Origin of the sequence: Flavobacterium pygoscelis (genome assembly GCF_023162025.1) — a bacterium.
GTDB lineage: Bacteria > Bacteroidota > Bacteroidia > Flavobacteriales > Flavobacteriaceae > Flavobacterium > Flavobacterium pygoscelis.
Map to the genome: position 1 here is coordinate 62317 of NZ_JALNUB010000011.1, position 22341 is coordinate 84657.

Genomic DNA, 22341 nt, shown 5'->3' on the forward strand with positions numbered 1-22341 from the left:
AATGAAAGTTAACCAATTTCCAGATCGAAGAATTAAAATCGATAATGAAGAATTTCTTTATTTTGGCGGAACGGCCTATTTAGGTTTGCCAACAAATAAAGCTTTTCAAGAATTGGTTATTCAAAATATTTTGAGATGGGGAACGGCTTATGGAAGTTCCAGAAGTGCTAATATCGAACTAACTGCATACGAGAATGGAGAATTATTTTTAGCGAAATATATAAAAGCAGAAGCCGCTCTTACCGTTTCTTCTGGTATGTTGGCTGGAAAATTAGCGTTGGAAGTTTTAGCCCGTCAAACGGATTGTTTTTTTCATTTCCCTAACACACATACAGCGCTGAAAGTAGCTTCTAGCCTACCCTTTTTTGTAGAAAAAGAATTAAATCCTCGTTTGCTAAATTCAGTATCTGAAAAAATTACTATTTTAACGGATTCCGTTCCTTCTTTTCATACAAAACTTATTGATCTTTCCGTTTTGAATTCCATTCCTTCAAACAAAGAAATTACTTTGTTGGTTGATGAATCGCATTCACTAGGGATTTTAGGAACGAATGGATGTGGTATGTATTCGGATATTTTATTTCCAAATATCAAGAGAAAAATTATGATTGCCTCTTTAGGAAAAGCATTAGGTCTTACTGGAGGAGTTGTTGCAAGCGATACTGATTTTATTAGCAAAATCAGTAAACTAGACACCTTTGTTTCTAGTGCTGGCATGAATCCTGCATTTGTCCAAACTATAGCTGATGCTGAAGAAATATATTCGCAACAACATCAAAAATTAAAAGTTAATTTACAATACATTGATAAAAAATTAAACAAAAACAAATTAATTCTTTTTCATGAAAATTACCCTTTAATTTATCCTTCTATTGAAGGTTTAAAGGAAATTTTCCTCACCAATAAAATCATCGCAACAAATTTTAAATATCCAACTGGAAATACTAATTTAAATAGAATTGTTATTACTGCTAATCATACTAAAGAAGATTTAGACACTATAATTCGAATTTTAAACGCACCTCAATTGTAATTTTAAAAACGTGGTGTAATTGCATTTTAACCGTACCTTTGTAAAAAATAAAAATGATGACTAACAACGATATCTTTAAAAAACTTCGTGTAGCTTTAATGTTACGTGATGATCAAATAGTTGAAATATTAGAACTGGTAGATTTTAGAATCACTAAATCAGAATTAGGTGCTTTTTTTCGTGATGAAAAACATGAAAACTACATGGAATGTGGTGACCAGGTGTTGCGTAATTTCCTAAATGCATTAGTAATTCATTTGCGTGGAACAAAAGAGAATCCTAAAAATCCCAACGATGTTTTAGCTAAACATAAAGCACAAATTCCGGCGAAAGACGGAGCGAAAGACAGACCTGAGTTTAAGGCAAAACCAAGAGATGAAGAAAAATCAAGAGGTGATGAAGCTCCTTCTAAGTCAAGACCTGCTACAAAAAACACATCTAAAAAGCAATATCCAAAAGGAAATTCAAAAGTTCAAGTAGTTGAAAAAGTAAAATTTAATTTTGGTAAGAATAAAAAATCCTAGTATGAAAACGGCTTTGGTAATTGGAAGTACTGGTTTAATTGGTTCATACCTCTTAACGGAACTATTAGAAAGTGATCAATACAGTCATGTAATCACTTTTTCAAAAAGAGATACTGGTATAAAGCATCCTAAATTAAAGCAACATATCATTGATTTTGATCAACCAGAAAGCTATAAAGAATTAGTGGTTGGAGATGATTTCTTTTGTACAATTGGCACAACCATTAAGCAAGCGGGAAGCCAAAAAGCTTTTAGGAAAGTAGATTATGAATATCCAAAACAGTTTGCAGAAATTGCTTCACAAAACAAGGTGAAACAATTCTTGATAATTTCATCTCTACGTGCCGATGCAAATTCTAGTAATTTTTATTTAAAAACTAAAGGCGAAATTCAAGATTACCTTCGCACTTCAGATTTTGAAACCATTGCTGTATTACAGCCTTCTCTTTTATTAGGTAACCGTAATGAATTTAGATTAGCAGAGAAAATAGGTGGTCTTTTTATGAAAATGCTCCCCTTTTTATTCTTTGGAAATTTAAAAAAATACAAACCTATAGAGGGTAAAATAGTCGCGAAAGCACTTTTTAAGATTGCACAGCAAAAGCATAAAGGTTTCAAAATATACGAATCAGCTTTACTCCAAGAAATGGGAGAATCATAATAAATTAAAACCTGCTTGTATCAAGCAGGTTTTTTTATTACTATTTTTAATGTTGCCGAAGTAAATTAATTTCTTATTAAAATATATTTTAAGAACTACAACTTAACATTGATGAACCCACTTTATTTCTTGCCCAATCCGGTCTTTTGGCAAACCATTTTTGAAAATTAGGTTGTTCATCATAGGGTTTTTTAAGCATTTCGATTAATTCATATAACAAAGAATAATCACCTTTCTCTGCATCATCAATACATAATTGTGAGATATAGTTTCGCAATACATATTTAGGATTAATACCATTCATCTTTTGTTTTCTTTCTAAGTCGGAAAGCGTTTGTTCATTTATTCTAAAATTATAAATTTCAAACCAATCATACCATTCTTTCAAGAGCACTTCATTCAATTCTTTTTCATTATAAAAAGCTTCTTTTATTTTTCCAAAAGCTACCACTACTGCATCTTCTTTTGTTATGTTGCCTAAATTCCTAAAGAAAATAGTCATGTCTGTTTCTACTTTTTCAAGTAATTCAGTCAATCGATTAACTAAAAATAGATCATCGTTGCTTTTGTTTTGTATACCTAATTTATCTTGCATCATATTCAGATATTGCTTTTCATAATTAGAACTGTAGGCTTCTAGAATTGCTTCTAAAGGTTTAGCATCTTCTATTAAAGGATAGAGTGCATTCGCTAACTGATATAAATTCCACAAGGCAATTTCAGGTTGGTTGCCAAATCGGTATCTTTTATGCTGATTATCTGTAGTATTGGGTGTCCAACCAGTATTATAATCTTCTAACCAACCGTAAGGTCCATAATCAATCGTTAGGCCGTGAATAGACATGTTATCCGTGTTCATAACTCCGTGAACAAAACCAACACGTTGCCATTCTACAATCATTTTTAAAGTGGTTTGAGTAACCTCTTCAAAAAATGATAAATATTTTTCGACACCTTCCGACTTAACATTCGAAAAATGATTTTTGATTGTGAAATCAGCTAAAAGTTTAAGATTAACGAGATCTTCTCTAGCGGCAAAGATTTCAAAACTACCAAAACGAATAAAAGAAGGTGCTACTCTACTAACAATAGCGCCTTTTTCGTATGCTGGGTTTCCATTGTACAAAACATCACGTAGTACTTGATCTCCAGAAAGCATCAAAGAAAGAGAACGTGTTGTGGGAACGCCTAAATAAAACATCGCTTCTGCACACAAATATTCTCTAATAGAAGATCGTAAAACAGCTAAACCGTCGGCTGTTCTTGAATATGGCGTTGGTCCTGCTCCTTTTAATTGCAAAGTATACGTTTTACCATCATGAGTAACTTCAGTAAGATTTATAGCACGACCGTCCCCTAATTGTCCCGCCCAATTTCCAAATTGATGTCCAGCATAACACATGGCAAAAGGTTTGGTTTCAGGATAAATGGAATTCCCAGAAAATACATTTAAGAAATCAGTAGAAAGTAAGTCTTGCTCTGAAAGCCCAATTTCTAGTGCTACTTCTTTAGAAGCATGAATTAAGAAAGGTTTTTCTGTTTTTTTAGGTTCAACAAACGAGAAGCAAGCTTGATGTACTTGTCTAGGATCGTTAGTTTGTATAGGATCAGCTGGTAATTCTGAAGTAAATTTATTTTGTATATTTAATTTCATATCTTCTATTGTTTAGCTACGCAAATTAAATAATTTGAGTAGATACAAAGATATTCTATACAATACAGATACCTTTATTTTTACGATAACTTTATACTATTATTGAAATCCTTTTTCTTATTTAGAAAATACCTCATAAAAAGTAAATAGCAAAAAAAAACCTGTTTGCTAAGGCAAACAGGTTTTTTTAATATATAACAATTTGTAATTAAGAAAGTGCAGCTTTTACTTGGTCTGCAGCTTCTTGAAATTCAACAGCAGATAATATTGGCATTCCTGAATTATCAATTAATTCTTTTGCAATTGCTGCATTAGTCCCTTGTAAACGAACAATAATTGGCACTTTTATAGCATCACCCATGTTTTTGTATGCATCAACAACTCCTTGAGCAACACGATCACAACGAACGATTCCTCCAAAAATATTTATCAAAATTGCTTTAACGTTTGGATCTTTCAAGATAATACGGAAAGCAGTTTCAACACGTTTTGCATCAGCAGTTCCACCTACGTCAAGGAAGTTTGCAGGCTCAAAACCAGCGTACTTAATTAAATCCATAGTTGCCATTGCTAAACCAGCTCCGTTCACCATACATCCAACAGTACCGTCAAGATCTACATAGTTTAATCCTACTTCTTTAGCTTCAACTTCGATTGGATTCTCCTCACGAATGTCGCGCATTTCAGCATATTTAGTTTGTCTGTATAAAGCATTATCATCGATATTTACTTTAGCATCAACAGCCATTATTTTATTGTCAGATGTTTTTAACACTGGGTTAATTTCAAACATCGAAGCATCAGATCCAATATAAGCATTATATAAAGAATCGATAAATTTTACCATTTCTTTGAAAGCATTTCCAGAAAGACCTAAGTTAAAAGCAATTCTTCTTGCTTGAAAACCTTGTAATCCTACAGCAGGATCAATTTCCTCAGTAAAGATTAAATGTGGTGTGTGCTCTGCAACTTCTTCAATATCCATTCCACCTTCAGTAGAATACATAATCATGTTACGTCCAGTCGCTCTGTTTAACAATACAGAAACATAAAACTCAGACGTTTCACTTTCTCCAGGATAGTAAACATCTTCTGCGATTAAAACGGTACTTACTTTTTTACCTTCAGCCGAAGTTTGAGGTGTAACTAATTGCATTCCGATAATTTGTCCTGCAATTTCTTCTACTTGTTGTAAGTTTTTGGCAAGTTTAACTCCACCACCTTTTCCACGTCCACCTGCATGAACTTGGGCTTTTACAACATACCAACTTGTACCTGTTTCAGTAGTTAATTGTTTTGCAGCTTCTACAGCTTCTGCTGCGCTATTTGCAATGATTCCGCGTTGAATGCGAACTCCGTAGCTTGCTAAAATCTCTTTTCCTTGATATTCGTGTATGTTCATAATATAGAATTTGTCTGGCTTCTGAATTTCTTTCAGAATAAAAGTGCGACAAAAATAGCAAAATTCATCTGAATAGAGAAATGTTTTGATATTAAAAAAAAGATAATAACAGCCAATTAAAAATCAACTTGTCTTTTTTTTGTTTTTAACTGGAAAATAGAAAAAATATTCTTCTTGACCTTATACATTAAAAATTACTATATCGATTGAGTAATTAGTCGCTAATACCCTATAATTAAAGCGATTTTACTTTTTTAAAAATAATAATTTAAAGATTTATCATTTACGAACATATAAATTACACAATTGATATTTATTTATCAATTTTGGAATAAAATTAAGAAAAATGAATCAATATCAATTATTTATTAAATTAAATTCACTTAAATATTTATTTTTGTATTAAAAACACAACAAAATGAAAATTAAAGAACAAGGCCTTTATTTGCCAGAATTTGAACACGATAATTGTGGAGCAGGATTCATTTGTAATTTAAATGGAATTAAGTCGAATGATATTATACACAAAGCACTCGATATTTTAATAAAATTAGAGCATCGTGGTGCGGTAAGTGCCGATGGAAGAACCGGTGATGGAGCAGGAATACTTTTTGACATACCTCATGATTTTTTTAAAAAAGTATGTGACTTTGAACTTCCCGAAGTAAGACAATATGCAGTAGGAATGGTTTTCATGCCAAAAAGTTTAAATCAAGTTGCTTTTTGTAAAACCGCTTTTGAAAATGCTATAAAAGATCAAAATCTAGCCATTTTAGGGTGGAGAGAAGTACCAGTTGCAGCTGAAAATCTAGGACAAATTGCGGCTGAAAAAGAACCAACAGTAAAACAAGTGTTTGTTGGTAAAAATGGTTTAGACATAACAGAACAGCAATTTAACGCTAAAATGTTTGCCGCTAGAAAAATTGCAGAACACACTATTCGAAATTCTAGAACTTCAGAAAGTCACATGTTCTATTTTTCTAGTTTTTCGACTACAACCATAATTTATAAAGGACTGTTGATGCCAGAAGATATCAGTCGTTATTATACTGATTTATCGGATTCAGATCTAGTAACTAGATTAGCGTTGGTACACCAACGATTTTCTACCAATACATTTCCGTCTTGGGAACTCGCACAACCTTTTAGGTATATGTGTCACAATGGTGAAATAAATACACTTCGTGGAAACATCAGTAGAATGCGAGCTCGTGAAGAATTGATGGAAAGTGCTGTTTTTGGAGATGATTTAAAAAAATTATTCCCTATTATATTAGAAGGAAAATCAGATTCAGCTTCTATGGATATGGTTGTCGAATTATTATTGATGACGGGTCGCTCCTTACCAGAAGCGATGATGATGGTTGTTCCAGAAGCTTGGGAAAAGCACCAAACCATGTCTGAAGAGAAAAAAGCATTTTACGAATACAATGCTTGTATTATGGAACCTTGGGACGGTCCCGCTTCTATTCCGTTTACTGATGGTGACGTTATTGGTGCTTTACTCGATAGAAATGGATTGCGTCCTTCTCGCTATACCTTGACCAAAAGTGGTTTTGTGATTATGTCTTCAGAAATTGGAGTATTAGATATAAAGCCTGAAGATGTAATTCAACACGGTCGTTTAGAGCCAGGGAAAATGTTCTTAGTAGACATGAACCAAGGCCGAATTATAGAGGATGATGAGATTAAAAATGCCATTGCAACGAAAAGACCTTACAAAAAATGGTTGGATGAAAACTTACTCCAATTAGCTGAAGTTCCTTATACCAATAATGCAATTCCAACTGAAAGTGTTGATTTTGGAACCAGACAGCGTTTGTTTGGTTATACCATCGAAGATTTAAAAACAATCATAAATCCTATGGGTACTTATGGTGTAGAAGCTTTAAGCTCGATGGGAAACGATACTCCTCTAGCCGTTTTATCCGATCAGCCACAACTTTTATATAATTATTTCAAACAATTATTCGCACAAGTTACTAATCCACCTTTGGATGGTATTCGTGAAGAGATTATCACAGATATTAGTTTAGCTGTTGGTGGTGATTTTAATCTTTTTGAGATTGAATCCAAGCAATGCAAAAAGCTAAAAATTCAAAATCCTGTTATTTCTAATGAGGATTTGGATAAATTAAGAAATATTGACCATGTTGATTTCAAATCAGTAACCATTTCTACATTATATGATATAGAAAAAGGAGTAAACGGATTAGAACGTGCTTTAGAAAGAGCGGTTCAAGCAACATTTAAAGCAGTTTCTGAAGGTTGTAATATCGTAATTATTTCGGATAGAGGCGTAAGTGATAAAATGGCTCCTATACCAATGTTATTGGCGTGTTCTTACATTCATCATTCACTGAACATCCTTAAATCACGTTCTAAATTTGGCATCATTATCGAATCAGCAGAACCTCGTGAACCGCACCATTTTGCTTTATTATTTGGTTATGGAGCAAGTGCCATCAATCCTTATATGGTGAATGAAATTATTCACAACCAAATAAATCAAGGTTTTATCACTGGTGTAAAAGCAGATTACGCCATCAAAAACTACAATAAAGCGATTGCAAAAGGAATTCTTAAAATCATGAATAAAATTGGCATCTCTACTTTACATTCGTACAGAGCAGCGCAGATTTTTGAAATTTTAGGTTTAAATAAAACATTCTCTTCTAAATATTTCCCTTACACTCCGTCAAGAATTGAAGGAATTGGTCTAATGGAAATCGAAAAAGAAATCAAGAAAAGATACCAAAAAGCGTTTCCAAATTCTGAAATTGCAAATCTTTTACCACTAGAAATAGGCGGAATTTACAGATGGAGAAGAAATGGAGAAAAACACATGTTTAACCCAACGACTATTTCTAAACTACAACAAGCGGTACGATTAAACAGCCCAGAAAGTTACAAAGAATATGCTACGATGGTGAATGATCAAAGCGAAAACTTGATGACTATTAGAGGTTTATTCGAATTTAATAATCTAGATCCTATTTCAATTGATGAAGTAGAACCTTGGACCGAAATTGTAAAAAAATTCAAAACTGGCGCGATGTCATACGGATCTATCAGTCAGGAAGCGCACGAAAATTTGGCAATAGCCATGAACAGAATTGGCGGAAAAAGTAATTCTGGAGAAGGTGGAGAAGATCAAAGACGTTTTCAGAAAGAGGAAAATGGAGATTCTAAAAACAGTGCTATCAAACAAGTTGCCTCTGGGAGATTTGGAGTTTCGATAAACTACTTGACAAACGCTAAAGAGATTCAAATAAAAATGGCTCAAGGTGCTAAACCTGGAGAAGGCGGGCAATTACCCGGTGAAAAAGTAGTACCATGGATTGCAGCGACAAGAAACTCAACTCCTTATGTGGGATTAATTTCACCTCCGCCACATCATGATATTTATTCTATCGAAGATTTATCCCAATTAATTTTCGATTTAAAAAATGCAAACCGAGAAGCGCGTATTAATGTAAAATTAGTATCAGAAGTTGGTGTTGGAACCATTGCTGCAGGAGTTGCTAAAGCAAAAGCTGATGTAATTTTAATTTCAGGATATGACGGAGGAACTGGTGCTGCACCATTAACATCCTTGCAACATACAGGAATTCCTTGGGAACTTGGTTTAGCCGAAGCACAACAAACCCTAATTTTAAATGATTTAAGAAGTCGTGTGGTTTTAGAATGTGATGGACAATTAAAAACAGGTCGTGACGTAGCTATTGCAGCCTTACTTGGAGCTGAGGAATTTGGTTTTGCAACTGCTCCATTAGTAGCATCCGGTTGTATTATGATGCGCGCTTGTCACTTGAATACTTGTCCTGTCGGAATTGCCACTCAAGATCCTGAATTGAGAAAAAACTTCAAAGGAACGCCAGAACACATTATTAATTTCATGTATTTTATTGCAGAAGAATTAAGAGAAATAATGGCACAATTAGGATTTAGAACACTAAAAGAAATGGTGGGACAATCTCAGAAACTGAATGTTAATAAGGCGATTACACATTACAAAGCCAGTGGATTAGATCTATCAGCCATTTTATACAAAACAGAAAAAGCGAAAACGGTTCCAAATCACAATACTACAACACAAGATCACGCATTAGAGCACGTACTCGATTTTGATATTATAAAAGCAGCGATTCCTTCTATTTATAGAAAAGAAAAAACAAGAGTTACTTTCAAAATTAAAAATACGGACCGTTCTGTTGGAGCTATTTTGAGTAATGAAATTTCAAAAATATATGGTGCACAAGGATTACCAGATGACACGATATTAGTGGACTTTGAAGGTTCTGCTGGGCAAAGTTTTGGTGCATTTGCAACGAATGGACTTTCTTTTAAAATTCATGGAAATTGCAATGACTATCTAGGAAAAGGGCTTTCTGGCGGAAAATTAATTATTAAAGTTCCTCCTACTGCAACTTTTAAACCAGAAGAAAATATTATAATAGGAAATGTTGCCCTTTACGGAGCAATTACTGGAGAAGCCTATATAAATGGAATGGCCGGGGAACGTTTTTGTGTTAGAAACTCTGGAGCAATAGCCGTTGTAGAGGGAATTGGAGATCACGGTTGCGAATATATGACTGGAGGCACTGTAGTAGTTTTAGGAAAAACAGGACGAAATTTTGCCGCTGGAATGAGCGGTGGTATTGCTTATGTTTATGATCCAAATAAAAAGTTTGATGCTACATTATGCAATATGGAAATGGTAGCTTTTGAAACTCTTGAAGAGCAAGACACTACTAAATTAAGACGTTTAATTAAAAATCATTCTCTATATACTAGTAGTACAGTAGCAAAAAGACTTCTGGAAGATTGGGAAAACCAACAGACAAATTTCATCAAAGTAATGCCAAAAGATTATAAAAAAGCATTACAAAGATTAGCGGAAGAAAAACAGATTCAAGAACTACTAGCACTATAATCATGGGAAAGATAGGAGGATTTAAAGAATATAATAGAACGGACGAAAACAATATAGTTGTCGAAGAACGAGTATCAAATTACCTAGAATTTACAATTCCTTTGGAAAAAGACAAGATGAAGGAACAAGGTTCTCGATGTATGGATTGTGGAATTCCTTTTTGTCACAGCGCTTGTCCGTTGGGAAATTTGATTCCTGATTTTAATGATATGGTGCATCAAGAAGAATGGCAAAGCGCATTAGAGATTTTGCAATCGACCAATAATTTTCCAGAATTTACCGGTCGCTTATGCCCTGCTCCATGCGAGAAATCTTGTGTTTTAGGAATTATCAGCGAACCTGTAGCAATTGAGAATATTGAGAAAAATATTATCGAACGCGGTTTTGCAGAAGGATGGATAAAACCGCAAATTCCTAAAATAAGAACAGGAAAAACTATTGCTGTTATAGGTTCTGGTCCTGCAGGATTAGCCGCTGCACAACAATTAAATCGTGCGGGTAATACTGTTACCGTTTTCGAAAGAGACAATGCAATTGGCGGTTTATTGCGTTACGGAATTCCAAATTTTAAATTAGAAAAAGGAATTATTGACAGACGCGTCGCCATTTTGGAAGCCGAAGGAATTATTTTTAAAACCAATGTAAACGTTGGTATAAATTATAGTGTTGAAGAATTAAATTCTTTTGACTCTATTGTATTATGCGGAGGAGCAACAGAAAGAAGAAGTTTACCAACAAAAGGAATTGAAAGTAAAGGAGTTGTGCAAGCAATGGATTTCTTGACCCAACAAACCAAAGCATTGTACGGAGAAAAAATTGAAAATCAAGTAATGGCAACTGGCAAAGATGTCATTGTTATAGGTGGTGGAGATACTGGTTCCGATTGTGTAGGAACTTCAAACAGACATGGAGCAAAATCGGTTACTAATTTTGAGATTTTACCAAAACCTCCAATTGGAAGAAGTGAATCTACACCTTGGCCTTTTTGGCCATTGCAATTAAAAACATCCTCTTCACATGAAGAAGGTTGCAATAGAAATTGGTTAATTAATACTAAAGAATTTATTTCGAATGAAAAAGGAGAGTTAGTTGGCTTAAAAACAATTGAAGTATTTTGGAAAATGACTCCCGGACAAAGGCCCGAATTAATTGAAAAAGAAGGTTCTGAGAAAATTTGGCCTTGTGATTTAGCGTTATTAGCTTTAGGATTTACAGGTCCTGAAAAAAGGTTGAGCGATCAATTAGGCTTAGAAGTTGATTTAAGAAGTAATTATAAAGCAACTAATTACCAAACAAATATACCTCATATTTTTACCGCTGGTGATATGCGTCGTGGACAATCATTAATTGTTTGGGCAATAGCTGAAGGTCGTGAAGCAGCCAGAGAAGTCGACAAGTATTTAATGGGATATACAAACCTACCAACTAAAGGAAATGGCGATTTACCAACTTTATAAATTAATTACTATTTTATTTTTACTGAATTGTATGATAAAATGATTTATTAAAAAATTAGAAAATTGTTTAATTTATAACTTTATGTTATAATTTGTTAGAAACTACTAATTAAGTTGGAGAGCTAAAGAAAGAACAATAAATTTGCTAAAAATTAATAATCATGCAATCAAAAGATTTACTTCAATTAGCTGAACAATTTGGCAGTCCATTATACGTTTATGATGCCGAAAAAATAAAATCACAATACAACAGATTATCAAAAGCTTTCTCTAAGGTAAATAAGTTGCGTATTAATTACGCAATGAAAGCACTTTCAAACGTTGCTATTCTTCAACTATTAAGGGAAATGGGGTCAGGGCTTGATACTGTATCTATTCAAGAAGTGATGTTAGGACTTCATGCGGGTTATGAACCAGATAAAATATTTTACACTCCAAATGGTGTTTCTTTAGAAGAAATTGAAGAAGTTAATGCAATGGGTGTCCAAATTAATATTGACAACTTATCTATACTAGAACAATTTGGAACAAAATATCCAAATGTTCCCGTTTGCATTAGAATAAATCCGCATGTAATGGCAGGAGGAAATGCCAATATATCTGTTGGTCACATTGATAGTAAATTTGGTATTTCTGTTCATCAATTACCTCATTTAGTTCGTATTGTCGAAAATACAAAGATGAATATTGTGGGGATACACATGCATACTGGTTCAGATATTCTTGACATTGAAGTATTTTTGTATGCTGCTGAAATCTTATTTGATGCTGCTAAAAACTTCAAAAATCTTGAATTTCTTGATTTCGGAAGCGGCTTTAAAGTACCCTATAAAAAAGATGATATAGAGACAGATATAGAAGAGTTAGGTAAAAAATTATCTAAAAGATTCAATGCTTTTTGTGTAGAATATGGAAAAGAATTAACACTAATATTTGAACCTGGAAAATTTTTAGTGAGTGAAGCAGGCTATTTTTTAGCAAAAGTGAATGTGGTAAAACAAACTACATCTACGGTTTTCGCTGGTATTGACAGTGGCTTCAATCATTTAATAAGACCTATGTTATACGGTTCACAACATCACATTGAAAACATTTCACATCCCAAAGGAAAAGAACGCTTCTATTCTGTGGTTGGATATATTTGTGAAACCGACACTTTTGCCAACAACAGAAGAATTTCAGAAATTAAAGAAGGTGATATTTTAAGTTTTAGGAATGCAGGAGCCTATTGTTTCTCAATGGCTTCCAATTATAATTCTCGTTACAAACCTGCAGAAGTTTTATGGATGAATGGTGAAGGACATTTAATCAGAGCTCATGAAACTTTTGAAGATTTATTAAAAAATCAAATACCATTACCAACAACTGTTACCAAAGTATAAATTTAATTTACAATATAAAACGGCACTACATTTAATATAGAGCCGTTTTTTTTCTAAAGAAAATAAAAAATACAACAATAAAAAAAAGCTGCATCAAATGATACAGCTTTTTTTTTAAAGTAATTATTTGTTTAAAACCTCTTCTAATACATGAGATTCTGTTCCATTAGGGAAAGTAATTTTAATCTTTTGAGCTATTGTTGGCGCTATTGATGTAATTTCTTTCTTAGAATAAGATTCACCTTGTTTAATATTCCATCCGTAAAAAATAGCTGGCACATGTGTATCATAGGAATAAGGAGTACCATGTGAAGTTCCCAATGCTCCGTGCTCTGAATAACCTGGTTTTTGCAATAAAACTAAATCACCATTTTGAGTAGTATCATATCCTTTAGTGATAAAATTTAAATAATAATCAGCACCTGTTGAAGCTAAAATCTCTTCCTCTGTATAAACACGTTTCATATAGTCTTGTGTCATTAGAAAATCTTTAAAAGCTTGTTTTACTTTGCTCAATTCTAATCCTTTTGACTTAATAATTTCTTTATTAAAGAACAAATTAAAATTGGAATAATTAAGAATTAGATCCGTGCCAAAAGTTTTTGTAGAGAAGTCAGAAAGACTTTTACGAATGTCTTTCGGATTTATATAATCTACCGCATATTTATTATCTTTCAAATAATTAACATTTTCAGCACCAGCATGATCCGCAGTCAAGAAAAGTAAATAATTATCCTTACCCACTGTTTTGTCTAAATAAGTTAAAAAATCAGCAATTGTTTGGTCCAAACGTAAATAAGTGTCTTGTAGTTCCATCGAACGTGGTCCTAATAAATGACCTACATAATCAGTACTAGAAAAACTTACTGCTAAAAAGTCTGTAATATTATCTTTACCTAATTCTTCTTTTGCAATAGCTTCCTTAGCAAATTCGGCTAATAAATCATTCCCAAAAGGAGTTGAACGGATAACTCCTGCACCATTTTTATCATACATATCTTTAAGATTGTATGGCATTGTTGGAGTTTCACTTTTATAAAGTTTCCCTTCATAAGGATTATTATCTACCATACTTTCATTGTATGTAGCTACAGACTTATACAAATCCCAACCTTTATTTATATAAGGCATAAATCTTTTTTCAGAATTAAATTTAGTTACCCAGCTAGGTAATTCTTTTCCATAAAAAGAACTAGAAATAAAAGCTCCTGTTTTACTGAACCAAAATGCCCAATCAGCAAAATGTCCAGCTGGCAATATAGCTCCTCTGTCTTTCATACTTATTCCAATAACTTTTCCTTTAAAATTAGTTGCCATTTTAAGTTCATCAGTTATAGTAGTTGCTTGTAGATTTTTAGGAGACATTTCACCTTCTTCTTTTGTACCATCACCTATTGTAGCGACACTAGCATCATCTGTACAATACATCTGTTTTCCCAGAGTTCGACTAAACCACTCATTACCTACAATTCCATGCGTTGAAGGAGTTGCCCCTGTATAGATTGAAGCATGTCCTGGTGCAGTATAAGTAGGCATATAATTATAATGCATGTTTTGAAAAACGTAACCATTATTGATTAATCTTTTAAAACCATTTGGCGAAAAATCATCAGAAAAGCGATATAAATACTCCATTTTCATCTGATCTACCACTATTCCAACAACTAATTTTGGTCGTTGTTGAGCTTGCGAACTAACCGATAAAATAAATACCAAAAAGAAAATAATTTTTTTCATATTATAATTTTAAATTTAAACAAAAATACAATTTAAAATCCAATCAAACTTTAGACACTACTATAAGACTCTTAATTTAATGAATTATTAACTTGATAAAAATCTAAAAATTAGTCATACTTATTATTAATATTTTTTTTAAAATAATGTATTGTAAGAATTTAATTAATTGCGAATAGAAAGTAAATTTCAAAACTATAAATTCAAAAAAAACAATTGAAAATTATTATACTAATTTTAAAAAAGAATTATAATCAAATATAAATTATCAAGAAAAATATTTTAATATAAATCTCAAATTATAAATACTAATAATGAATACATTAACGGTAAATAAAATAAACATATTGTAAAAACAGTTATATTTATATAATGCGAAAAACACTTATTTTACTCTTTTTATTTATTCCTCTACTAACTAAAGCTCAAGAATATGTAGATGTATTAAGTGTCAGTTATTTGAAGACTGAAAAAACTTCTTTTAAAAATACTTTAGATACGTCGAATATTAGCATTTTTGATGCTAAATTAACTTTACCAATTGTAATTAACCAAAAAACAGCACTTATTACTGGTTTTGATTTTAGTATCAAGGAATTACAATTATTCACTAATACTGACAATACTAAATTATTTTATAATCGTATTAAATTAGGTGTAACAAGTCAGCATTCAGATAACTGGACTGGTACGTATTTACTACTACCTGTAGTTTCATCAGATTATAAAAAACTAAGTTTTAAAGATATTTATGCTGGTGGAATTGCATTGTGGACTTATAAAAAAAATAAGAGATTAAATTATAAATTTGGGGTATATGCAGGTAATGAAGCCTATGGTTTCTATATTACGCCATTGGTAGGAATATATTACATTAGTCCTAGTTCTAATTTTGAAATTAGTGCTTTACTACCGGGCCTTTTTGATATGAATTATAAAATTTCAAGTAAAACAAAATTAGGTATTGACTACAAAGGAGTTTCAGAAACATATAAGATACATGAAGAAAATAAAAAAACAACTTACACCGAAAATCGAACTCTTGAATCTTCATCATACATACAGAATAATTCATTGTATAAAAATCTTCTGCTTCGACTAAAATTTGGCATTTCAACTAATAAATATGATGTTTATACCGAAGGTGATAAAATTGATCTATCAATAACACCAATAAAAATTGGAGATAATCGAATAAAGTTAAATATAAATTTAAATAGTTCTGCTTTTTTAAAAGTAGAAGCAATATATCGTTTTGATATTCCTTCTAAATAATAAATATTGAAAACTCAAATTTAATTAACTATACAAGCAACAATAAATACATTAATATAATAGGTAAAACCTTTTAGATCTCAATTTAGAGGTTTGAGGAACATAGCGTTTTTCCTTTTTAGGCTAACGAAATCTAGGCATAATTTTTACTATCGTTATGAGCCTTAGTGTCTCTTCTTGGTTTTAAAACATATTAATTCAAAATAGTAAACAATGATTTCGGGTAACATTAACTTGATTAGTTTGCTATAGGAATCTTGCATTTGGTAGAATTTGAAATCACAAATATCTAGATTTTAATATTTTCCCACAAAAATTTGTATTGATCCATAATCTAATATTTTCGGATAATACTCAACTTTTGCGAGTGATCCCAGAAAAGTTGACCTCTTTCTTTTTAGATTAATTAAGTTATTTGCTTAATCCCTAACTTTTGTTCTTGATCCTATAATACTTTCAATTATTAATAAAATAGAAGATTAAAATGGGGATTTGATATAAAACAAAAAACCCTTCATCGATAGATGAAGGGTTTTTAAAGAAAGGCGACGACATACTCTCCCACATAACTGCAGTACCATCTGCGCAGGCGGGCTTAACTACTCTGTTCGGGATGGGAAGAGGTGAGCCCCGCCGCAATAACCACCTTAAGGTCGTTTTGCAATGGGTAAATTAGCTTCTAGCTAATCAACATTACATAATATCTTAACATACTGAGATAAAGAAAAATTTAAAGTATTAGAAAGTTTCTTCTCCCCCACCGAGATGGGGGAGAAAAGCGTACATAAGCTTACGGGTTATTAGTACTACTCGACTATGACATTACTGCCTTTACATCTATAGCCTATCAACGTGGTCATCTCCCACGACCCTTAAAAGAAATCTCATCTTGTGGTGGGTTTCGCGCTTATATGCTTTCAGCGCTTATCCCTTCCAAACGTAGCTACTCTGCGGTGCCACTGGCGTGACAACAGATACACTAGAGGTTTGTCCAATTCGGTCCTCTCGTACTAGAATCAGATCCACTCAAATTTCTTGCGCCCACAGTAGATAGAGACCGAACTGTCTCACGACGTTCTGAACCCAGCTCGCGTGCCACTTTAATGGGCGAACAGCCCAACCCTTGGGACCTTCTCCAGCCCCAGGATGTGACGAGCCGACATCGAGGTGCCAAACCCCCCCGTCGATATGAGCTCTTGGGGGAGATCAGCCTGTTATCCCCGGCGTACCTTTTATCCTTTGAGCGATGGCCCTTCCATGCGGAACCACCGGATCACTATGCTCTACTTTCGTACCTGATCGACCTGTATGTCTCTCAGTCAAGCTCCCTTATGCCATTGCACTCTACGCACGGTTACCAAGCGTACTGAGGGAACCTTTAGAAGCCTCCGTTACTCTTTTGGAGGCGACCACCCCAGTCAAACTACCCACCAAGCAATGTCCCCCGCAAAGCGGGGTTAGGCCTCAGATAAACAAAGGGTTGTATTTCAACAATGACTCCACAACGCCTAGCGACGCCACTTCACAGTCTCCAACCTATCCTACACATCATTTATCCAAGGTCAATACTAAGCTATAGTAAAGGTGCACAGGGTCTTTTCGTCCCACTGCGGGTAAGCGGCATCTTCACCGCTACTACAATTTCACCGAGCTCATGGCTGAGACAGTGTCCAGATCGTTACACCATTCGTGCAGGTCGGAACTTACCCGACAAGGAATTTCGCTACCTTAGGACCGTTATAGTTACGGCCGCCGTTTACTGGGGCTTCATTTCAATGCTTCTCCGAAGATAACATCTCCACTTAACCTTCCAGCACCGGGCAGGTGTCAGGCCCTATACTTCATCTTACGATTTTGCAGAGCCCTGTGTTTTTGATAAACAGTCGCCTGGACCTCTTCACTGCGGCCCCGATTACTCGGGGCGACCCTTCTCCCGAAGTTACGGGTCTATTTTGCCTAATTCCTTAGCCATGAATCTCTCGAGCACCTTAGGATTCTCTCCTCGACTACCTGTGTCGGTTTGCGGTACGGGTACTTATTACCTGAAGTTTAGAGGTTTTTCTTGGAAGCCCTTAGGCGCACTATCTCTTCAACCGAAGTCTCCGAGTACTATCGTATTTCCCCAAAACCCGTGGATTTGCCTGCGGGTCTTATAGGTAGGTACTTCAACGAACTATTCCGTCAGTTCGCGGCGCTTTCATCACTCCGTCACCCCATCACAGTAATAACTAGTACGGGAATATTAACCCGTTGTCCATCGACTGTCCCTTTCGGGTTCGCCTTAGGTCCCGACTAACCCACAGCTGATTAGCATAGCTGTGGAAACCTTAGTCTTTCGGTGTGCGGGTTTCTCGCCCGCATTATCGTTACTTATGCCTACATTTTCTTTTCTAACCAGTCCAGCATGCCTTACGACACACCTTCAACCCTGTTAGAATGCTCCCCTACCACTTACAATAAATTGTAAATCCATAGCTTCGGTAATATACTTATGCCCGATTATTATCCATGCTCGTCCGCTCGACTAGTGAGCTGTTACGCACTCTTTAAATGAATGGCTGCTTCCAAGCCAACATCCTAGCTGTCTGGGCAGACAAACCTCGTTCTTTCAACTTAGTATATATTTGGGGACCTTAGCTGATGGTCTGGGTTCTTTCCCTCTCGGACTTGGACCTTAGCACCCAAGCCCTCACTGTTATGAAACATTATATAGCATTCGGAGTTTGTCAGGAATTGGTAGGCGGTGAAGCCCCCGCATCCAATCAGTAGCTCTACCTCTATATAACTTTACGCATAACGCTGCACCTAAATGCATTTCGGGGAGTACGAGCTATTTCCGAGTTTGATTGGCCTTTCACCCCTACCCACAGATCATCCCAAGACTTTTCAACGTCAACGGGTTCGGTCCTCCACTGTGTGTTACCACAGCTTCAACCTGTCCATGGGTAGATCACACGGTTTCGCGTCTAACACTACTGACTAAAGCGCCCTATTCAGACTCGCTTTCGCTACGGATCCGTGGCTTAACCACTTATCCTTGCCAGCAACGTTAACTCGTAGGCTCATTATGCAAAAGGCACGCCGTCACCCCACGAAAGGGCTCCGACCGCTTGTAAGCGTATGGTTTCAGGATCTATTTCACTCCGTTATTCACGGTTCTTTTCACCTTTCCCTCACGGTACTGGTTCACTATCGGTCTCTCAGGAGTATTTAGCCTTAGCGGATGGTCCCGCCAAATTCAGACAGGATTTCTCGTGTCCCGCCCTACTCAGGATACCACTATCGTTATCTTCTATTACTTATACAGGGCTATCACCTTCTTTGGCTCTACTTTCCAGTAGATTCTAATTCTATCCGCAACAAATATCGTGGTCCTACAACCCCAATCCTGCCGTAACAGCATTGGTTTGGGCTAATCCGCGTTCGCTCGCCACTACTTACGGAATCACTTTTGTTTTCTTCTCCTCCGCCTACTTAGATGTTTCAGTTCAGCGGGTTTGCCCACCTATCGGTGTACTATGTCTTCAACATAGTGGGTTGCCCCATTCAGGTATCTACGGATCATATCGTGTGTGCCAATCCCCGTAGCTTTTCGCAGCTTATCACGCCTTTCATCGCCTCTGAGAGCCAAGGCATCCCCCATACGCCCTTATTTTGCTTATTGTACCAACATGTTAATTAAAACATGCCGTTTCTTTACTTGTCTATAAATAAACAAGTAAAAATGCTTTCTACTTTTTATTATTTTCTTATCTCAATATGTCAATGAACTTTTTTCCTCTCGGAATAGTGGAGAATAACGGAGTCGAACCGTTGACCTCCTGCGTGCAAGGCAGGCGCTCTAGCCAGCTGAGCTAATCCCCCGTTTCAATTTTAGATCTTTGAATTCAGATTTCTGATTTTTAAATCTTAAATCTTCGGCGAATCCCAACTTCTAGAATTTCCTTTTTTTTAAGTAATTGTTGTCTCGGACAGACTCGAACTGTCGACCCCTACATTATCAGTGTAGTACTCTAACCAGCTGAGCTACGAGACAAGGTGATTTCTGATTTATGATTAACGATTTTTGATCTAGATTCTTCAACCTATAATCTCCAATCAGCATTCAACAATCTTAAATCGTTTATCTTTTACTTAATTGTATTATTTGAACTAACAGCAAGAGTAATAAAATGTATCTATTCTATTCCAATATAATCTTTGTCTTCTTTCCTAATCGTGTTTATTGCTAAACTAACAAATTAGGCTCTAGAAAGGAGGTGTTCCAGCCGCACCTTCCGGTACGGCTACCTTGTTACGACTTAGCCCTAGTTACCAGTTTTACCCTAGGCAGCTCCTTGCGGTCACCGACTTCAGGCACCCCCAGCTTCCATGGCTTGACGGGCGGTGTGTACAAGGCCCGGGAACGTATTCACCGGATCATGGCTGATATCCGATTACTAGCGATTCCAGCTTCACGGAGTCGAGTTGCAGACTCCGATCCGAACTGTGACCGGTTTTATAGATTCGCTCCTGGTCGCCCAGTGGCTGCTCTCTGTACCGGCCATTGTAGCACGTGTGTAGCCCAAGGCGTAAGGGCCGTGATGATTTGACGTCATCCCCACCTTCCTCACAGTTTGCACTGGCAGTCTTGTTAGAGTTCCCGACATGACTCGCTGGCAACTAACAACAGGGGTTGCGCTCGTTATAGGACTTAACCTGACACCTCACGGCACGAGCTGACGACAACCATGCAGCACCTTGTAAATTGTCTTGCGAAAGATCTGTTTCCAAACCGGTCAATCTACATTTAAGCCTTGGTAAGGTTCCTCGCGTATCATCGAATTAAACCACATGCTCCACCGCTTGTGCGGGCCCCCGTCAATTCCTTTGAGTTTCATTCTTGCGAACGTACTCCCCAGGTGGGATACTTATCACTTTCGCTTAGCCACTGAGATTGCTCCCAACAGCTAGTATCCATCGTTTACGGCGTGGACTACCAGGGTATCTAATCCTGTTCGCTACCCACGCTTTCGTCCATCAGCGTCAATCCATTAGTAGTAACCTGCCTTCGCAATTGGTATTCCATGTAATCTCTAAGCATTTCACCGCTACACTACATATTCTAGTTACTTCCTAATAATTCAAGTTTAGCAGTATCAATGGCCGTTCCACCGTTGAGCGATGGGCTTTCACCACTGACTTACTAAACCGCCTACGGACCCTTTAAACCCAATGATTCCGGATAACGCTTGGATCCTCCGTATTACCGCGGCTGCTGGCACGGAGTTAGCCGATCCTTATTCTTACGATACCGTCAAGGTACTTCACGAAGTACTGTTTCTTCTCGTATAAAAGCAGTTTACAATCCATAGGACCGTCATCCTGCACGCGGCATGGCTGGATCAGGCTTGCGCCCATTGTCCAATATTCCTCACTGCTGCCTCCCGTAGGAGTCTGGTCCGTGTCTCAGTACCAGTGTGGGGGATCTCCCTCTCAGGACCCCTACCCATCGTAGTCTTGGTAAGCCGTTACCTTACCAACTAACTAATGGGACGCATGCTCATCTTTCACCGTTGTGACTTTAATTATAAAATGATGCCATCCTATAATACTATGAGGTATTAATCCAAATTTCTCTGGGCTATCCCTCTGTGAAAGGTAGATTGCATACGCGTTACGCACCCGTGCGCCGGTCTCTAGGTCCGAAAACCTATACCCCTCGACTTGCATGTGTTAAGCCTGCCGCTAGCGTTCATCCTGAGCCAGGATCAAACTCTTCATCGTATATTGTGTGCTTAAATAAATTTAAGCTATTGTTATTCGACTCCAATTCTATCGGTGTTATTCAAATCTTTCGATTCTATTACTCTTATTCTTTTGTTTTAACATCTCTGTTAAAACGGCTGTCAATTCAATATGTCTAGGAACGTGTTCTTCTTGTTTTTCCCTTCTTTTAACACACATCGTGTGTCGCTGGAAGCGGGTGCAAAAGTACAACCTCTTTTTAAATCTCACAAGCGTTTTTGAAAAGTTTTTTGAAAAATAATTTTCTCCGCTTTTCAAGTCTTAAATTGATCGCTCAACCTAACCACCTGCTCAATCTGTCTAAGAACTTGCTTCCCCTAAGGGAGGGCAAATGTAACTACTTCTTTTATTCTTACCAAATCTTTTTTCTAAAACTTTCGCTTTATTTTTGATCCGATTTTCATTATTTAAGTAAGAACTTATGCGCCATTGCGGGTGCAAAACTACAACGTTTATACCGTTATGCAAGCTTTTTTAATCACTTTTTTTTAAC

The 22341-nt window shown here is 35.7% G+C and carries 10 protein-coding genes, 2 tRNA genes and 3 rRNA genes; 7 read left to right on the forward strand and 8 right to left on the reverse strand.

The window, feature by feature from the left end:
* Position 1: 1 nt before the first annotated feature.
* Genes MW871_RS14440 through MW871_RS14450 form a run of 3 tightly spaced genes read left to right on the forward strand, consistent with a single transcriptional unit; the run spans position 2 to position 2218 of the window.
* The gene (locus MW871_RS14440; protein ID WP_188051685.1) at positions 2-1033 is read left to right on the forward strand and encodes an aminotransferase class I/II-fold pyridoxal phosphate-dependent enzyme; all 1032 of its coding nucleotides are present in this window, start codon (positions 2-4) and stop codon (positions 1031-1033) included.
* A 56-nt stretch (positions 1034-1089) separates the two neighbouring features.
* Positions 1090-1557, forward strand: a complete 468-nt coding sequence (locus MW871_RS14445; RefSeq protein ID WP_188051694.1) for a DUF1456 family protein — start codon at positions 1090-1092, stop codon at positions 1555-1557.
* A gap of 1 nt (position 1558) precedes the next feature.
* On the forward strand, positions 1559-2218 hold the full coding sequence (locus tag MW871_RS14450) for an NAD(P)H-binding protein (protein ID WP_248429137.1): 660 nt from the start codon (positions 1559-1561) through the stop codon (positions 2216-2218).
* An 88-nt stretch (positions 2219-2306) separates the two neighbouring features.
* Here the strand turns inward: MW871_RS14450 and MW871_RS14455 are convergent, their stop codons facing one another.
* Both MW871_RS14455 and sucC read right to left on the reverse strand, forming a co-directional pair.
* Positions 2307-3872: a protein adenylyltransferase SelO gene (locus tag MW871_RS14455; protein WP_248429138.1), complete on the reverse strand. Its 1566-nt coding sequence runs from the start codon at positions 3870-3872 to the stop codon at positions 2307-2309.
* A 208-nt stretch (positions 3873-4080) separates the two neighbouring features.
* Positions 4081-5274, reverse strand: a complete 1194-nt coding sequence (sucC, locus tag MW871_RS14460; protein WP_188051688.1) for an ADP-forming succinate--CoA ligase subunit beta — start codon at positions 5272-5274, stop codon at positions 4081-4083.
* 418 nt (positions 5275-5692) lie between these two features.
* On the opposite strand from sucC, the gene gltB reads away from it, so the two are divergent.
* From gltB to lysA, 3 genes are all read left to right on the forward strand, one after another.
* Positions 5693-10210, forward strand: a complete 4518-nt coding sequence (gene gltB / locus MW871_RS14465) for a glutamate synthase large subunit (protein ID WP_248429139.1) — start codon at positions 5693-5695, stop codon at positions 10208-10210.
* Between the two features lie 2 nt (positions 10211-10212).
* The gene (locus tag MW871_RS14470; RefSeq protein ID WP_248429140.1) at positions 10213-11667 is read left to right on the forward strand and encodes a glutamate synthase subunit beta; all 1455 of its coding nucleotides are present in this window, start codon (positions 10213-10215) and stop codon (positions 11665-11667) included.
* A 161-nt stretch (positions 11668-11828) separates the two neighbouring features.
* Positions 11829-13049, forward strand: a complete 1221-nt coding sequence (gene lysA, locus MW871_RS14475; RefSeq protein ID WP_188051691.1) for a diaminopimelate decarboxylase — start codon at positions 11829-11831, stop codon at positions 13047-13049.
* Positions 13050-13172: 123 nt separating this feature from the next.
* Here the strand turns inward: lysA and pafA are convergent, their stop codons facing one another.
* Positions 13173-14786 (reverse strand): alkaline phosphatase PafA, encoded by a 1614-nt coding sequence (gene pafA / locus MW871_RS14480; RefSeq protein ID WP_188051692.1) that lies wholly within the window; start codon positions 14784-14786, stop codon positions 13173-13175.
* A gap of 372 nt (positions 14787-15158) precedes the next feature.
* Here pafA and MW871_RS14485 point away from each other — a divergent pair, with 372 nt between their 5' ends.
* Entirely contained in the window at positions 15159-16061 is a 903-nt protein-coding gene (locus MW871_RS14485; RefSeq protein WP_248429141.1) for a DUF6268 family outer membrane beta-barrel protein, read from the forward strand.
* A 540-nt stretch (positions 16062-16601) separates the two neighbouring features.
* Here the strand turns inward: MW871_RS14485 and rrf are convergent.
* From rrf to MW871_RS14510, 5 genes are all read right to left on the reverse strand, one after another.
* A 5S ribosomal RNA gene (gene rrf, locus MW871_RS14490) occupies positions 16602-16711 on the reverse strand.
* 130 nt (positions 16712-16841) lie between these two features.
* Positions 16842-19725: ribosomal RNA gene (locus tag MW871_RS14495) — 23S ribosomal RNA — on the reverse strand.
* A gap of 126 nt (positions 19726-19851) precedes the next feature.
* A tRNA-Ala gene (locus tag MW871_RS14500) sits at positions 19852-19925 on the reverse strand.
* Positions 19926-20023: 98 nt separating this feature from the next.
* Positions 20024-20097: transfer RNA gene (locus tag MW871_RS14505), tRNA-Ile, on the reverse strand.
* 216 nt (positions 20098-20313) lie between these two features.
* A 16S ribosomal RNA gene (locus MW871_RS14510) occupies positions 20314-21827 on the reverse strand.
* The 16S, 23S and 5S rRNA genes sit together here with 2 tRNA genes alongside, the layout of an rRNA operon.
* Positions 21828-22341: the final 514 nt, after the last annotated feature.

Coding starts and splice junctions, on each gene's coding strand:
- MW871_RS14440 (WP_188051685.1), top strand. CDS start 2: ATGAAAGTTAACCAATTTCCAGATCGAAGAATTAAAATCGATAATGAA.
- MW871_RS14445 (WP_188051694.1), top strand. CDS start 1,090: ATGACTAACAACGATATCTTTAAAAAACTTCGTGTAGCTTTAATGTTA.
- MW871_RS14450 (WP_248429137.1), top strand. CDS start 1,559: ATGAAAACGGCTTTGGTAATTGGAAGTACTGGTTTAATTGGTTCATAC.
- MW871_RS14455 (WP_248429138.1), bottom strand. CDS start 3,872: ATGAAATTAAATATACAAAATAAATTTACTTCAGAATTACCAGCTGAT.
- sucC (WP_188051688.1), bottom strand. CDS start 5,274: ATGAACATACACGAATATCAAGGAAAAGAGATTTTAGCAAGCTACGGA.
- gltB (WP_248429139.1), top strand. CDS start 5,693: ATGAAAATTAAAGAACAAGGCCTTTATTTGCCAGAATTTGAACACGAT.
- MW871_RS14470 (WP_248429140.1), top strand. CDS start 10,213: ATGGGAAAGATAGGAGGATTTAAAGAATATAATAGAACGGACGAAAAC.
- lysA (WP_188051691.1), top strand. CDS start 11,829: ATGCAATCAAAAGATTTACTTCAATTAGCTGAACAATTTGGCAGTCCA.
- pafA (WP_188051692.1), bottom strand. CDS start 14,786: ATGAAAAAAATTATTTTCTTTTTGGTATTTATTTTATCGGTTAGTTCG.
- MW871_RS14485 (WP_248429141.1), top strand. CDS start 15,159: ATGCGAAAAACACTTATTTTACTCTTTTTATTTATTCCTCTACTAACT.